General features: G+C 61.2%; 13 protein-coding genes. 7 read left to right on the top strand and 6 right to left on the bottom strand.

Features of this window, described 5'->3' with window-relative positions; genetic code table 11:
• Positions 1-98: 98 nt before the first annotated feature.
• From C8K44_RS00420 to C8K44_RS00400, 5 genes are all read right to left on the bottom strand, one after another.
• Positions 99-728: a ribbon-helix-helix domain-containing protein gene (locus tag C8K44_RS00420; protein WP_109573780.1), complete on the bottom strand. Its 630-nt coding sequence runs from the start codon at positions 726-728 to the stop codon at positions 99-101.
• A complete protein-coding gene (locus tag C8K44_RS00415; RefSeq protein WP_109573779.1) occupies positions 718-2,007 on the bottom strand; it encodes an HlyD family type I secretion periplasmic adaptor subunit in 1,290 nt (429 codons plus the stop codon). Before C8K44_RS00415 ends, C8K44_RS00420 begins: the two co-directional genes overlap by 11 nt.
• A 56-nt stretch (positions 2,008-2,063) precedes the next feature.
• On the bottom strand, positions 2,064-4,199 hold the full coding sequence (locus tag C8K44_RS00410) for a type I secretion system permease/ATPase (RefSeq protein WP_109573778.1): 2,136 nt from the start codon (positions 4,197-4,199) through the stop codon (positions 2,064-2,066).
• Positions 4,200-4,229: 30 nt separating this feature from the next.
• On the bottom strand, positions 4,230-5,669 hold the full coding sequence (locus C8K44_RS00405) for a TolC family outer membrane protein (RefSeq protein ID WP_199226984.1): 1,440 nt from the start codon (positions 5,667-5,669) through the stop codon (positions 4,230-4,232).
• Positions 5,670-5,993: 324 nt separating this feature from the next.
• Positions 5,994-6,929, bottom strand: a complete 936-nt coding sequence (locus tag C8K44_RS00400) for a transglutaminase-like cysteine peptidase (protein WP_109573776.1) — start codon at positions 6,927-6,929, stop codon at positions 5,994-5,996.
• Positions 6,930-7,048: 119 nt separating this feature from the next.
• Here C8K44_RS00400 and C8K44_RS00395 point away from each other — a divergent pair, with 119 nt between their 5' ends.
• Together C8K44_RS00395 and C8K44_RS00390 are read left to right on the top strand one after the other, a co-directional pair.
• Positions 7,049-7,882 carry a thermonuclease family protein gene (locus C8K44_RS00395; RefSeq protein ID WP_245417300.1) on the top strand — a complete coding sequence of 278 codons (834 nt, stop codon included), beginning with the start codon at positions 7,049-7,051 and terminating at the stop codon, positions 7,880-7,882.
• 160 nt (positions 7,883-8,042) lie between these two features.
• A complete protein-coding gene (locus C8K44_RS00390) occupies positions 8,043-8,831 on the top strand; it encodes a GGDEF domain-containing protein (RefSeq protein ID WP_158282687.1) in 789 nt (262 codons plus the stop codon).
• 97 nt (positions 8,832-8,928) lie between these two features.
• On the opposite strand, the gene hpaR is transcribed toward C8K44_RS00390, so the two are convergent.
• Complete coding sequence (gene hpaR, locus C8K44_RS00385; protein ID WP_109573774.1) at positions 8,929-9,393, bottom strand: homoprotocatechuate degradation operon regulator HpaR; 465 nt, start codon at positions 9,391-9,393, stop codon at positions 8,929-8,931.
• 155 nt (positions 9,394-9,548) lie between these two features.
• Here hpaR and C8K44_RS00380 point away from each other — a divergent pair, with 155 nt between their 5' ends.
• From C8K44_RS00380 to hpaH, 5 genes are read left to right on the top strand one after another with little or no spacing between them, the layout of a single operon-like run.
• Complete coding sequence (locus C8K44_RS00380; protein ID WP_109573773.1) at positions 9,549-9,935, top strand: 5-carboxymethyl-2-hydroxymuconate Delta-isomerase; 387 nt, start codon at positions 9,549-9,551, stop codon at positions 9,933-9,935.
• 11 nt (positions 9,936-9,946) lie between these two features.
• Positions 9,947-11,464, top strand: coding sequence for a 5-carboxymethyl-2-hydroxymuconate semialdehyde dehydrogenase (gene hpaE / locus C8K44_RS00375; RefSeq protein ID WP_109574040.1), 1,518 nt, complete (start codon positions 9,947-9,949; stop codon positions 11,462-11,464).
• A 15-nt stretch (positions 11,465-11,479) separates the two neighbouring features.
• Positions 11,480-12,460 (top strand): 3,4-dihydroxyphenylacetate 2,3-dioxygenase, encoded by a 981-nt coding sequence (gene hpaD / locus C8K44_RS00370; protein WP_109573772.1) that lies wholly within the window; start codon positions 11,480-11,482, stop codon positions 12,458-12,460.
• 8 nt (positions 12,461-12,468) lie between these two features.
• Complete coding sequence (locus C8K44_RS00365; protein WP_109574039.1) at positions 12,469-13,341, top strand: fumarylacetoacetate hydrolase family protein; 873 nt, start codon at positions 12,469-12,471, stop codon at positions 13,339-13,341.
• Entirely contained in the window at positions 13,338-14,144 is an 807-nt protein-coding gene (gene hpaH, locus C8K44_RS00360; protein WP_109573771.1) for a 2-oxo-hept-4-ene-1,7-dioate hydratase, read from the top strand. The genes C8K44_RS00365 and hpaH overlap by 4 nt, the downstream gene beginning before the upstream one ends.
• The last annotated feature ends 2 nt before the right edge of the window (positions 14,145-14,146 follow it).

The raw sequence follows: 14,146 nt of genomic DNA, 5'->3' as shown, positions 1-14,146 counted from the left end.
AATGAGTCAGGTCTTCCGGAGAGAGCCTGTTGAGTGTTCTGAGCCAAGTGGAGCGAAGATCAGGAAAAGGCCTGGCAGCGTCTGCTGGCCTCGATCTTTCAGCTGACCACGAACGAAAGCAGTAGTTCCGGTGTCCTGATCGGCGCACGAACGACGTTGAGCTGGCCGCGGTAGCGCCGTTCACCGGCCCCAATGACAAAGCCGCTGGCGATCGGCACGCCGCCATTGGCATCGAGTCTGGCAAAGATGTCTGCGACGTTGAGATCCAGCGAAAGCCTGAGGTCGCGATTTGTCTCGTCACCGAAGCCGGCGGGCAGCTGTCGCTTGACCAGGATCTGGAAAGCCGAATTGAGCGACAGGATCTTCTTTGTCGACGACAATGCAAAAGCCGGCGCCGGACAAGCGCCCAGGATGGCATTGATGGTGCGCAATGAGGCCAGCTTGGCAAGCTCGGCACTCTGGTCGGCCTTCCAGCGCAGGCACGCGACGCGGATCGCCGATGCGAGATTGCTCGTATCGCCGTTAGCCCGCGCGATCTCCTCAACCATTTCGCCAATGGTCAGGCGGTTGTGTTCGGCCAGTTGTTTCAGCGTCGTCCAGAACAGGCGTTCAAGCCTGATACCGCGTCGCGAACCCTGACGGACCACGACGCGAAAATCGGTCGTCAGATCGTCTACCGAAAAGACGTTGACCCCAAGGCCATCTGGAACGGTGGCGCTATCGCTCACGAAGCGCCTCGTTGCGCGCCTTGTTGATGGGCTTGAGCAGATAGGCAAGGATCGTCTTGCGCCCGGTGATAATCTCCACCGTACTGATCATGCCGGGAATGATAGAGTAAGACTTGCCATCCCTTTCCAGGGCCGAACGGTCTGTCGACACGCGCACCTGATAATAAGGTTCACCCGTGTTCTGGTCGACCAGGCTGTCGGCGGTGATTGTCTCGACCTTGCCGTTGAGGCCGCCAAAGATCGAGAAATCATAGGCCGAAACCTTGATCAGCGCTTTTTGATCGGGGCGGATGAAGGCAACGTCGCGTGGCGAAACCCGCGCCTCGACAAGCAACGTCTCGGAGGTCGGCACAATGCCGGCGACGACCGCGCCCGGCTGCACGAAAGCGCCCAGCGTGTTGACGTCGAGCGTGTTGACGATGCCGTCGACGGGCGAGCGGATGTCGGTGCGTGCGACCCGGTCGCTGGCGCCGCGGATGGTCTCATCGACCACCGAAAGCTCGGCCAGCGCCTGGGTCAATTCGTCGAGCGCTTCCTGCTGGAGCTGCAGGCCGAACTCGTCGACCTGGAGCCTGGCCTCGACGATCGCGCCTTCGGTCCGCTTGATGGTCTCTTGCGCGAGATTAAGCTGACCCCTGAGTTCAGCCTGTTCGCGATCGACGCGTATCTGCTCGGTCTGGGCCATCAGCTTGCGCTTGACCATGGAGGTGACGAGCTCAGTCTCCTTGTCGCTGACCGCGAGGCTTTCCGTCAGCCGCTGCACATTGACCTTTGCTTCGTTCAGTTCTTTCTCACGCTGGTCAAGCCGCGACTTCAAAACATTGAGCTTGGTGTCGAAGTTCTGGCGCCGGGCCACGAGCAGCTTCTGCTCGTTTTCGCAGATCTCAGGCGCCGTGCGCATAAGGTCGTCGGGACATGCAAGCGGCTCCCCGATGCGGCCTTCCTGTTCCTGCTTGAGCCGGGCGATGCGGGCGCTGAGCGTGCGTGCCTTGGCCTGCTGTTCGCCCAGGCTCGATTCATTGAGCGTATCATCCAGCCGGATGATGAGGTCGTTCTTCTTGACCACCTGGCCGATCTTGACGGCGATCTCCTCGACGATCCCGGCCTCGCTGGCCTGGACGATCTGGGTCTTGGATGCGGGGATGACCTTGCCCTCGCCACGCGCAATCTCATCGACTTCGGCCAGCGATGCCCAAACGACGAAGGCCGCGAACAGCCCGCCGATGATCCACACCGCGGCCGACGCAAAAAATGGCGGTCTGTCTTCTCTGGTTATCATAAGTGCCCCATTATATTGAACGAGTTCAATATAATCATGCCGCCACGCATCCGCTTTCAGCCGTTTGGCTTCTGCAATGCCTGAATGACTTTTTCCTTTGGCCCGTCGGCAACGATACGCCCCTGTTCGACCACTATAAGGCGATCGACAATTTCGAGCATACTGTAGCGATGGGTCGATATGATCAGCGTAGTCTTGTCGTCGAAGGCCGTCCTCAGCTGCTTGATGAGCTGGCGCTCGGATGCCAGATCCATCGAACCCGACGGCTCGTCGAGGAATACGACCTTGGGTTTCGTCATCAACAGCCGGGCAATCGCCACTGCCTGCCTTTGCCCGCCCGAGAGGTTGGTGCCTCGTTCGCCGACATTCATGTCGTAACCGCGCGGATGACGCGAAACGAACTCATCGACGCCCGCCGCCTTCGCCGCGGCGATGATTTCTTCGTCGGTCGCCTCCGGCCGCGCCATCAGGAGGTTTTCCTTGATCGTGCCCGAAAACAGGTCGCCTGCCTGGGCAACAATGCCGACGGCGGCACGAACTTCCGAAGGGTGATATTGACGCACATCGATGCCATCGAGCAGCAACTCGCCGGTGGTTGGCAAAAACAGCCGCCCGACCAGCCGTCCGAATGTCGTCTTACCCGAGCCTATGCGGCCAATGATGCCGACACGCTCGCCTGGATTGATCGACAAATTGACGCCGGTCAGCACTTCGGTTTCGGTGCCCGGGTAGGCGAAGCCAACATTGCGGAAGGTCAGCGCGCCAGCGCGGATCGGGCGATTGACGAAGCCTACAGTGTCGGGGCGATCCTCCGGCTGCTCCATGATGGAGTTGATGACCCTCAGCGACAGCATCGCCTGCCGGAAGCGCGAAATGGTCATCGCAAGCTGGCCAAGGGGCGCGACCGCGCGCCCAGAAAGCATCACCGCTGCGATAATGGCGCCGGTCGAGACCGCACCGTTGTCGAAGGCATAGGCACCTGCCACCACCAGCCCCACAGTCACGAGCTGCTGTACGAACTGCGTCATGTTCGCGGCAGCCGACGACAGTTCCTTGATCTTCTCGGAGGTATTGGCGGCATTCTTGGAATGCTCGCGCCATTTCCGCAGCAGGTAGGCCTCGGCACGCAGCGACTTGATTGTCTCGACCGTCGAAATCGACTCGACCAACAGCGCCTGTCGTTGAGAGGCCTCGTTCATCGACGCAGCGACGCGCTTGCCGATACGGTGCTGTGCGACGAGTCCTATGATGACGGCGGCAATGAAGGCGATCACCGGAACGATCACCAGCCAGCCGGCGATCGCGTAGATCACCAGAAGGAAGACAAAGACGAACGCCGTGTCGATGAAGGTGCTGACGGTGTTGGAAGTGAAGAATTCGCGGACGAACTCATATTGCGAGACGCGGTTGGCATATTCGCCGGTCGACGCGGGGCGAGCGCTCAGCGAGGTGTTCAGCACCTTCTCAAACAGCATGTAAGAGATGCGCAGATCAGCCTTGCGACCGGCATGGTCGATCAGTGCCGCACGCGCCGTCTTGAGTAGCAGGTCGAACAGGATCGCCGTCGACACACCGATTGCTAGAACCCAAAGCGACGAGATCGACTTGTTGGGCAGGATTCGGTCGTAGACGTTCATCGTGAAGATAGGCGAGGCGATCGCCAGCAGATTGATAAAGATCGCCGCCAGAGCTACGCGTGAGTAGGATCGCCAGAAGGCTCCCAGCGTGCCGTACAGCCAATGGGGCCGCTCGATCTTGGCGGCATTGCCGACATTCATGTCCTCGGCGGTATTGGCGTAGGTGATCGAGAAGCCGACGCCTCCGGCAATCGGCGCTGCCATCAGTTCGGCGCGCGAGATTGACGTGCGCCCGTCTTCCTGCGGTCCGGTCAGGAATTCCGCACCGTCCCGCTGCTCCGCCAAGATGGCAATTGGCAACCGGTTGGGTCGAAATATGATCGCCGGCAGGTCAAAGCGGCCGCGAACGAAATCGCGATGCTCGAATTCCGTCGTCTCAAGGCCGATGCGCTCGGCAAGATGCCTGATCTCCTGCACCTCGATCCGCGTTGCCGAGATCGGCACGCCGGAAAAAAGCACAGTTTCAGCGCTGGGGCGGCCAAGATAAGCCGCCACCGCTGAAAAGCAGGACTTGAACGCTTCGACCGGAGTCTGGATGTGAATCTGCTGGTTCATGACGGGCGGGGCTGCCGTCAGGCAGACACCCTATTTCTTTCTGACCGGGGCCAGGAGATCGAACGGCACATTGTTCACCTGCTCCGAAGGCGTCCGCGCATAGGTGTCAGTGTCGGCCGTCGCTGGCACATTGAACTCGTCGCGAGCATAGGCCGTGGACTGTTTTGCCGGGGTCAGGTTCATCGTCGTCAACAGCTGCCCGGTCGCGGCCAGGAGGCGATACTCCGCAAACAATGACGCAAAAGCCGCGGTGTTCGCAAGTGTCTCGGAGTTGAAGCGCGTATTCTGGGCATCGAGCACGTCGAGCAGCGAGCGCTGGCCGACCTTAAATTGTTCGCGGTAAGACACGACCAGCCGATCATTGGTGGCTGTCTGGAGGCGAAGTGTCTTGGCCAGTTCCGCCTGACGGAAGCGGCGCTCCCAGGATACACGCACGGCCTCATCGACCTCACGCTGGACCTGATTGAGTGCCAGCCGCGACTCGCTCACGCGCCGGATCTGCTCTTGCTCGTTGGCCTTGTCGATGCCACCACGGTAGAGGTTCCAACGTAGCACCAGCCGTGCCTGCAGGTCGTTGGTGTCGTCGGCGTCGCCGTCGATATCGGTACCGACGCGGGCGCGGCCCTCGGCGACAACCTCGGGTCCGTACTTCGCCCTTGCCGCATCGACGAGCGACGCAGCCGCATCAATATCGGTGTTGGCCATGTGAACACGTGGATTGTTGCGGCGAGCAAGCCCGATCGCGTCGTCAAGCGAGCGGGGCAGCGATTTGGCCACGGAGCCAGGCTTGGACGGACTTGTCAGCGGCTTGCCGACAGTCTTGTAGAATCTGATCTTTGCTGTTTCCAGCTCTTCGGTCGCTTCCTGCAGGCGAGCCTGCGCAGCGTAGAGCCGCTCCTCGGCCTGCTGTCGATCGGCATCGGTCAAGGCACCGCCCTGGATGCCTTCGCGGATGTCGCCAAGGATCGACTGATGGAAGCCAAGATTTTTCTTCGCGTCGGCAACGATCTGCGCCTGGAGAAGATACTCGAGATAGTCCTGGACCACTGAAAGCCCGATGAATTCCGAGCGCTCGAGCACGCGGAAGGATGCGCCATCGACGCGCGAGGCCTGGCGCGTCAGTTCGGCACGGCGGGCACCGTTGTCGAACAGCTTCTGGGTGACGACCACACCCGCTTCCGAAGGGTACAAAGCGTCGTCCTCGATCGAAAGCGCACGTCGCGACGAATTGTCGAGCCGGCGCGCGCCGGTCGAAGCTTCGAAGTCCACGCTAGGGAGATAAAGGCCCTTCGCCTGCCGAAGTTCAAATTCGATCGCTTCGCGATTTTCGATGGCCTGGCCGATCTCAGGGTTGGATTCGACGGCCACCGCCATCGCCTCCCTCAGAGTCAACGCGCTGGCGCCGTTGCCCGATAGCATGGTTGCAGCCAGCAACACCCCAAGCGGCATCGCTAGTCGTCCGAGACGCATCGGCATTATAAATCTCCCACCTTCACCCGGCGCCCCGCAGCAGCCGAAATCCCAATCCCACATCCACTTAGGACCAATTATCTAGCCCTGCTGGAAAATCGACAGCAAATTGATGGTCCAAGTACTGATTCCGACAGGATTAAGCTATTTGGCCAAAGTACTGATGCAAAAATGCTACATTTCCGGCCACTAAAGCGAGCGTCATGCGCTCGACACCCAGGTTTTGCACAGAGGCTGCGGGGTCAACCTGCAATTGCCGGACAGGCCGTGGCATCACCCGATTCTTCGCCCCTGCCGCAGACATTGGGCCGCTTCGCGTTGAGCTTATTGGGGCAGCGGGCCTTCGCCTGGTGCGATCGCGGAGAAGCCACCGGATGCGGTGGCGATCTGCTCCGAACCCGACTTCGCGCCGTGGATCCAGGCACGATCGGTGCTGAAGGAATACAACGGGATATAGCTCTTCAAGTCACCATCGCGCAGAACGCCGTTGCTCAAGTTATCGAGAATGAAGGTTCCACTCTGGGTGGCAACCGACAGAACGGCATGGAAGACGCCGCGACTTCTGTCCTGCAGCACGACAAGCGACATGCTCTGGGCCGGCACGCCGGCTTCGATCAGCGCGGCCATCTTGAGGATTGCAAAGTCTTCGCAGTCACCGGCGCCCCGCGAAAGTATTTCTGCCGGCTTGGCCCAGTAATCGAGATTGCCGTAGACCACCTCGTCCTTGCGATAGGCGATCATGGTGTTGACCGCGCGATTTACGGAGACGAGTTTGTCGAGGAACTTGCCGTCGCGGCTGCTCACGGCCAGACCTGACAAGATCGCGCCATTCTTGCCGCAAGCGTCAGCATCGGCGCAGTCGCTGATCTGGCTATAGACTTTGGCCCAGCGCCCCGCGACCGGGAAGTTGCGCATTGGAATGGCAACCGAGCCGAACACGCCAGGAATGATGGCTGCCGTTTTCATCGTGTCGATACCGGGGGTGGCTGTGGCCAGGTCTTCGGAAGTGCTGCGCAAGGCAAGCGCGTAGCCGTCGAAGTCCCCACCGAACTGGAATGGCTTCAGTTCTGCGGTGGCTGTCTTCGCTTCGACAAGCATCAGCCCGCCAAGCAACTGGGGTGCGGGAGCCTGCGAAGCATGGGTGGCCGCCGTCTCAATCCGCTCGCTTGCAGTGGCTCCATCAAGTACCGCAAAGAGAGTCAGCGCCGCCGCAAAGGTCTTCAGTCCAAATTTCGAAACGTTGCTCACTGTTGCTTTCATTGCGCCCACCTATTTTGATGGAGGCTAACAACATCGTCTCAAATTATCGCAAACAAACAAAGGTAACCACAGTATAATCTTCGAGATATACTTTTCAGAAAATTTTATGCAAATTTTCGATGCTCCAACGGCATCTCTTCCAAGGCTGGCACTGCCGCGCGATCCATGTCCTTCTGTCCGATGGTGAAATGCTATGCCGTACGGCTTCAGGACGTTGTGCGGCGCTGGTTGAGAGCAAAAGCGACGTGATCTCGCGACGTACGATACTTGTTCACATGGCTGCGCTCACCGCGATTGGCGCGGTAGCGCTGGCTGTCATGGCCAACGGCAACCATCATACACCACTAAAGCCCAATTTCGAGGCCGATCGGTCAGGGACGATACCTTGGGCCTCACCGAACAAGCCTCATGCCGCCCCTGAAGACCTAGCGGTAATCGGCCCCGCGCGCGCGATTGCCCCCGAAGTCGTGGTACCCCCCGAAGCCGCCACCCAGACACTGGAACGCATCGAGGCAAGGCCGCCCCTCGGCAACCTCGGGCTTGCCCCGCCACCCAAGCCGATGGCACCAGACGATTGGGAGGGGACGCTCCTCTACCGTCCTTCGGTGAAATCCTCCGCTTCGTTCGAAGCAATGGGCTATAAGGTACTCATAGCCGGCACCGAGGCGATCGGCCTGCATCATTCATGCGAATTCGAAGGCATCATGTGGCGATGCGGCGAGCGGGCGATGCTCGCCTTTAGATACTGGCTACGAGGCCGAGCGCCCCTATGCCAAGTGTTTCCGCCCGCCGACAGGCAACCCGTGGCCGCCGTCTGCAGGCTCGGCAAGCAGGATATCGGCGCATGGCTCGTTTCCAACGGCTGGGCGCATGCGAAACCCGGTGGCGGTTACGAAAGGGCCGAAGAGGTCGCGCGGAAAGCCAAGATGGGTGTGTTCGGGCCCCCGGGATGAGAAGGCGCAATTGTGGGCTCGCCAAAAGGCCCGATATCGTGAGAATATCGGGGTAGCCAGAGAATTTCATTGGAATCCGTCAAACTGTTCGAATTCGCACAAGAAATGTTTCATTCTCCACAGGTAGATCGGTTCGACTACGAGAGCGGAGGGATCTGGCGTGGATAATTTTGGCACAGGAAATGCGGGACGTAGCTGGGCACCGGTCGCCCGCTATGCGCTCCTGGGGACGACCGCTTGCGTGGCGGTCGCGGCGGGAGCTGCGGCAATCCTGTTTCACGGCCAGGCCGACGGCATATTCTGGCGCGCGGTGATCGGCGCGGGCGTTGTTGCTGGCGTGGTGGCAGCGCCGCTGCTGGCACTCATTGCCAATGAACGGCGCAAGTTTGGCGCGCTGAAATCCGAAATCAGCCGTCTGTCCTCGGTCGATGCGCTGACCTCGGTTCTCAATGGCGGTGTCTTCGCGAGCTTGATCGATGCGTTCCGCAGCAGCTCAGCTGGGTCGTCGCGCCGGCAGGGAGCTCTGCTGGTCGTCGACATCGACGATTTCCGGGCGATCAATGCCAGGTTCGGCCATGCCTGGGGCGACGAGGTGCTAAAGATCGTTGCAGGCGCCATCAAGTCTTCCGTACGTACCGGCGATCTCGTGGGCCGCATCGGCGGTGAGGAATTCGGTGTGTTCCTGCCGGGCGCCAGCAAGGAAAATGCCGAACGGGTCGCCGAACGTATCCGCGGCTCAATCTCGGATACCATTCTCGAGCCGGGCGGGCGCAACTGCCCGCTGACGGTCAGCGTCGGAGCCGTTCTATTCGAAGATCAGCTGGAATTCGACGAAATGTTCCGCAAGGCCGATGGCCGCCTTTCCGAGGCCAAGGCGCGCGGCCGCAATCGCGTTGAATTCGTCCAGGTATCGGGAAATGGCGACGAAAGGTCCACCCTGAACGCCTGACGCCGCAAGCCAACATTGAAGCATCCAAGCCGCGCAACCATTGCGCGGCTTTTTTTGCATCTAACCCTTCGCTTAGAAGGCGCAGCCTCGGCTTTTGTTATTTTTCCAGGTCGATCAACGTCTCGAGAAGGTCGAGCAGCTGTTCGTAGCGCTCGGGCCCGATGCGCCTTTGAACTTCGTCATAGATAGCGCTGCTCTCGGGCGAGACTTTTGATATCAGCACCTGCCCTTTCGGCGCGATGGAGAGCATCACGCGCCGGCCATCGCCTTCAACTTTGCCACGCGTGATGAGCTTGCGCTCTTCCAGAGCCTTGATGATCCGCGTTAGGCTCGGCGCCAGGATCGAGGCTCTTTCTGCAAGCTCTGTGGCGTCGAGCGGACTCTGTTCGCCCAAAACGCGGATGACGCGCCATTGCTGCTCCGAGACGCCGTGCTGTGCGAGTATCGGACGGAACTGAGCCATCACCACTTCGCGCGCGCGCAGCAGTGACATTGGCAATGAGCGTCGGGTGCTTTGCAGCAAGGGCGAACTCCTGATGGCAGGCGACGGCTTGGCCGGCATTCCAATCCACTCCCGATAATACTCGCGCTCTGATCGATCAACGCCACGCCGCGTCAACCAGCCGAATCCGATGGACACGAGCGTCCTTGACAGCGGTAGCCAAAATTATTTAACATGTTAAATATCGAAACGCCACATGTGCGGGAAGACACGCCTTGCCTCACCTCACGCTCGAATATTCAGCCAATCTCGACGGTTGCGTCGACATGTCGGCACTGTGCGGGGAGCTGTCGCAGGCAATCCTCAACACCGGTCTGTTCGAACGCGGTGCCGTCAGGGTGCGGGCACTGCGCGCCGACGCCTATGCGGTTGCCGACCGCCTGCCGGAAAATGGTTTCATCGACATGAGCTTCAGGATCGGCTCAGGCCGCACCGCCGAGGACAAGAAGCAGGCCGGCACGGCGATCTTCGCCGCCGCGAACGCATTCCTCGCGCCACTTTTGGCCACGCCTCATTTCGCGCTTTCACTCGAGATTCGCGAGATCGACTCCGAGCTGAGCTGGAAAAACAACGCCATCCACCCGCGCCTGCGGAACAAGTGACGGAAACACTTATGTCAGACTTCGAAAACAACTTGCGCAAGGCCGAAGCCTATCTCGAACGCTTCAAGTCCGGCGGAGTCAGCAACCACATCAACGGCGAGGCGCTCCCGGCGCTCGACGGCACGACCTTCGAGACCATCTCGCCGGTCGACCTGAAGCCGCTCGCCAAGGTGGCGCACGGCAAGGCCGCTGATATCGACTTGGCGGCCAGGGCGGCCAAGGCAGCCTATCCGGCCTGGGCGGCGCAGTCGGGCGACGCGCGCAAGAAGGTGCTGCACGCAATTGCTGATGCCATCGTCAAGCGGGCCGAGGAAATCGCGTTCGTCGAATGCATGGACACCGGCCAGTCGCTGAAGTTCATGGCCAAGGCAGCCCTGCGCGGCGCCGAGAACTTCCGTTACTACGCTGACAGGGCACCCGAGGCGCGCGACGGTCGCACGCTGCAGGCGCCGGGCCAGCTTAACATCACTACGCGCGTGCCGATCGGACCGGTCGGCGTCATCACGCCGTGGAATACGCCGTTCATGCTGTCGACTTGGAAGATCGCGCCGGCGCTCGCCGCTGGCTGCACCATCGTCCACAAGCCGGCCGAGTTTTCACCGCTGACTGCGCGGCTGCTGGTCGAGATCGCCGAAGAGGCAGGCCTGCCCAAGGGTGTGTGGAACCTGGTCAACGGCCTGGGCGAGGATGCCGGCAAGGCGCTGACCGAACACCCCGACATCAAGGCGATCGGCTTCGTCGGCGAAAGCCGCACTGGTTCGATGATCATGCGCCAGGGCGCTGACACGCTGAAGCGCGTGCATTTCGAACTCGGCGGCAAGAACCCGGTGATCGTGTTTGCCGATGCCGACCTTGAGCGCGCCGCGGATGCCGCAGTGTTCATGATCTACTCGCTCAATGGCGAGCGCTGCACGTCGTCGTCGCGCCTTTTGGTGGAAGCCTCGATCCACGACAAGTTCGTGGCCATGGTGGCGGAAAAGGCCAAGCGCATCCAGGTCGGCCACCCGCTCGACCCGAAGACTGTCGTCGGCCCACTGATCCACCCGGTACATGAGAAGAAGGTGCTGTCCTACATCGAACTCGCGCGTTCGGAAGGTGCAACGATTGCCGTGGGCGGCAACAAGGTCGACGGCCCGGGAGGCGGCTGCTACGTCGCACCGACGCTGTTCACCGGCGCGCGCAACGACATGCGCATTGCCCAGGAAGAGATATTCGGGCCGGTGCTGACCGCGATCCCGTTCGAAACCGAGGCCGAAGCGCTTTCGATCGCCAACGACACCCAATACGGTCTGGCCGGATATCTGTGGACATCTGACGTGACGCGCGCGCTGCGCTTCACCGAAGCGCTCGCGGCGGGAATGATCTGGGTCAATTCGGAAAACGTCCGCCATCTGCCGGCACCATTCGGTGGCGTCAAGAATTCCGGCATCGGCCGCGACGGAGGCGACTGGTCTTTCGATTTCTACATGGAAACCAAGAACATCGCCTTCGCCACGACGGCCCACAACATCCAGAAGCTCGGCGGCTGAGCGGGGACAGACATCATGCCATTGCCCACACCCATCCTCTATCCCGCCTTCAACATCGTGCGGCTCAGCCATGTCGAGTTGGCCGTGACTGACCTGGCGAAGTCCCGCGCGTTCTATGTCGACACGCTCGGCCTGCAGGTCACCGACGAGACGGCGGACACTATCTACCTGCGCGCCATGGAAGAGCGCGGCCATCATTGCATCGTGCTGAAGCAGGGCGACCGCGCCGAAGCCCGTGACCTCGGCTTCAAGGTTTTTTCCGAAGACGACCTCGACAAGGCCGAGCACTTCTTCAAGGCAAAGGAACTGCCGGTCGAGTGGGTCGAGCGGCCCTACCAGTCGCGCACGCTACGCACCCGCGACCCACATGGCATTCCGCTCGAGTTCTACTCAAAGATGGACCGGCTGGCACCGATCCACCAGAAATACGCGCTCTACAAGGGCGTGAAGCCGCTGCGCATCGATCACTTCAACTGCTTCTCGCCCGACGTCGACCAATCGGTGGCGTTCTACAACGAGCTCGGCTTCCGCGTTACCGAGTTCACCGAGGACAACGAGACCGGCCGCCTGTGGGCGGCATGGACGCACCGCAAGGGCGGCGTCCACGACATCGCCTTCACCAATGGACTCGGACCGCGCCTGCACCACGTTGCCTTCTGGGTGCCGACGCCGCTCAACATCATCGATCTTCTCGACCTGATGGCAACGACCGGCTATGTCGCCAACATCGAGCGCGGCCCCGGCCGCCACGGCATTTCGAATGCCTTTTTCCTCTACATCCGCGATCCCGACGGCCACCGCATCGAGATCTACTGCTCCGACTACCAGACGGTCGATCCCGACCTCGAGCCGATCAAATGGGACCTCAAGGATCCGCAACGCCAGACGCTGTGGGGTGCCCCCGCCCCGCGTTCGTGGTTCGAGGAAGGCAGCATCTTTGCCGGCACGGAGCCGCGGCCATCGGCGCTCGCGGCGTCGCCAATCATCGCACCGTGAGCTATGACATGACCGAGCGCCCTTGTTTCGCTACCTACACACACGCCGGCAAGACGAGCTACGGCGCGGTGAAAGCCAATAGCGTCATCGACCTGGCGCCATTGTTTCCGCAATGGCCGACGCTGCGCGAGGTCATCGCGGACAACGGTTTCAACCTGCTGGCCGAAGCGGCAGCCAAACGCGCAGCCGACATTGCGGAAGCCGAGATCGCTTATCAGATCCCGATCCCCGCGCCGGAAAAGCTGATCTGTGTCGGCGTGAATTTCCCTGACCGCAACGAGGAATACAAGGACGGCCAGGCCGCGCCCGCCAATCCGTCGCTGTTCATCCGTTTTCCACGCTCCTTCGTCGGCCATGGCGCGGCTATCGTTCGGCCACCAGAGTCGCCGCAGCTCGACTATGAGGGCGAAGTCGTCATCGTCATCGGCAAGGGCGGACGCCGCATCGCCGAGCGCGATGCGCTCGACCATGTTGTCGCACTCTCGTTGTGCAACGAAGGCACGATCCGTGACTGGGTGCGGCACGCCAAGTTCAACGTAACCCAGGGCAAGAATTTCGATGCCACCGGAGCCATCGGCCCCTGGCTTGTGCCCTATACCGACGAGGCCCAGCTTGCCGACATTCGCCTGACAACCAAGGTCAATGGCGAGTTGCGGCAAGACGACCGGACCAGCCGCATGACCTTCGGCTTCCGCAAGCTGATCAGTTACATCTCGACCTTCACAACGCTTGTGCCTGGCGACGTGATCGTCACCGGCACGCCAACCGGGGCCGGTGCGCGCTTCGACCCGCCTCGCTGGCTGGTCCCGGGCGATATCGTTGAAGTCGAAGCCGAGGGCATCGGCACCTTGCGCAACACGGTCATGGACGAACAGGCATGAAGCTTTCGCAACAACAGCACGTGGCGGCTGCGCAGAGTCTCGACCAGGCCGAAAAGCTACGCAAGCAGATCGGCCTGCTTTCGCTCGACCATCCTGAGATGGACATGGAGGACGCCTATGCAGTGCAAGCCGCGTGGGTCCTGCGCAAGCTCGCGCAGGGGCGGCGCAGGATAGGCTGGAAGATCGGCCTGACGTCGAAGGCGATGCAATATGCGCTCAACATCGACATCCCCGATTCAGGCGTTCTGCTCGACGACATGATGTTTGCCGATGCGGCAACAATCCCGGCCGGCCGCTTCATCCAGCCGCGTATCGAGGCCGAGATCGCCTTTGTCATGAAGGCACCGCTGCAAGGGCCGAACACGACCGTTTTCGACGTGCTCAACGCCACCGATTTTATTGCGCCGGCCATCGAAATCCTGGACACGCGCATTATGCGCAGCGACCCGGCCACCGGCCGCACCCGCACCATAGTCGACACCATCTCCGACAATGCCGCCAATGCCGGCATCATCACCGGCGGCCGACCGATGCGCCCGACCGAGGCCGACATGCGCTGGATCGGCGCCATCGTTTCGCGCAATGGCGAGGTCGAGGAAACCGGCCTCGGTGCCGGCGTGCTCAACCACCCTGCCGCCGGCATCGCCTGGCTGGCGAACCGGCTTGCCATGTTCGGCGGCTCGATCACCGCCGGCGACATCGTGCTCGCAGGCTCATTCATCCGCCCTGTCGAGGCACGCCATGGCGATACGATCATGGCCGACTTCGGTCCCTTCGGCACGGTCAGCGCCTACTTCGCCTGAGG

The sequence above is a fragment of the Aminobacter sp. AP02 genome, from assembly GCF_003148805.1.
Lineage (GTDB): Bacteria > Pseudomonadota > Alphaproteobacteria > Rhizobiales > Rhizobiaceae > Aminobacter.
This window is presented reverse-complemented; position numbering and strand designations above follow the sequence as displayed.

Bases quoted from the DNA above. Each gene is read 5' to 3' on its own strand.
- C8K44_RS00415 (WP_109573779.1), bottom strand. From the start codon at position 2,007: ATGATAACCAGAGAAGACAGACCGCCATTTTTTGCGTCGGCCGCGGTG.
- C8K44_RS00410 (WP_109573778.1), bottom strand. From the start codon at position 4,199: ATGAACCAGCAGATTCACATCCAGACTCCGGTCGAAGCGTTCAAGTCC.
- C8K44_RS00405 (WP_199226984.1), bottom strand. From the start codon at position 5,669: ATGCGTCTCGGACGACTAGCGATGCCGCTTGGGGTGTTGCTGGCTGCA.
- C8K44_RS00400 (WP_109573776.1), bottom strand. From the start codon at position 6,929: ATGAAAGCAACAGTGAGCAACGTTTCGAAATTTGGACTGAAGACCTTT.
- C8K44_RS00395 (WP_245417300.1), top strand. From the start codon at position 7,049: ATGCTCCAACGGCATCTCTTCCAAGGCTGGCACTGCCGCGCGATCCAT.
- hpaR (WP_109573774.1), bottom strand. From the start codon at position 9,393: ATGCCGGCCAAGCCGTCGCCTGCCATCAGGAGTTCGCCCTTGCTGCAA.
- hpaE (WP_109574040.1), top strand. From the start codon at position 9,947: ATGTCAGACTTCGAAAACAACTTGCGCAAGGCCGAAGCCTATCTCGAA.
- hpaD (WP_109573772.1), top strand. From the start codon at position 11,480: ATGCCATTGCCCACACCCATCCTCTATCCCGCCTTCAACATCGTGCGG.
- C8K44_RS00365 (WP_109574039.1), top strand. From the start codon at position 12,469: ATGACCGAGCGCCCTTGTTTCGCTACCTACACACACGCCGGCAAGACG.
- hpaH (WP_109573771.1), top strand. From the start codon at position 13,338: ATGAAGCTTTCGCAACAACAGCACGTGGCGGCTGCGCAGAGTCTCGAC.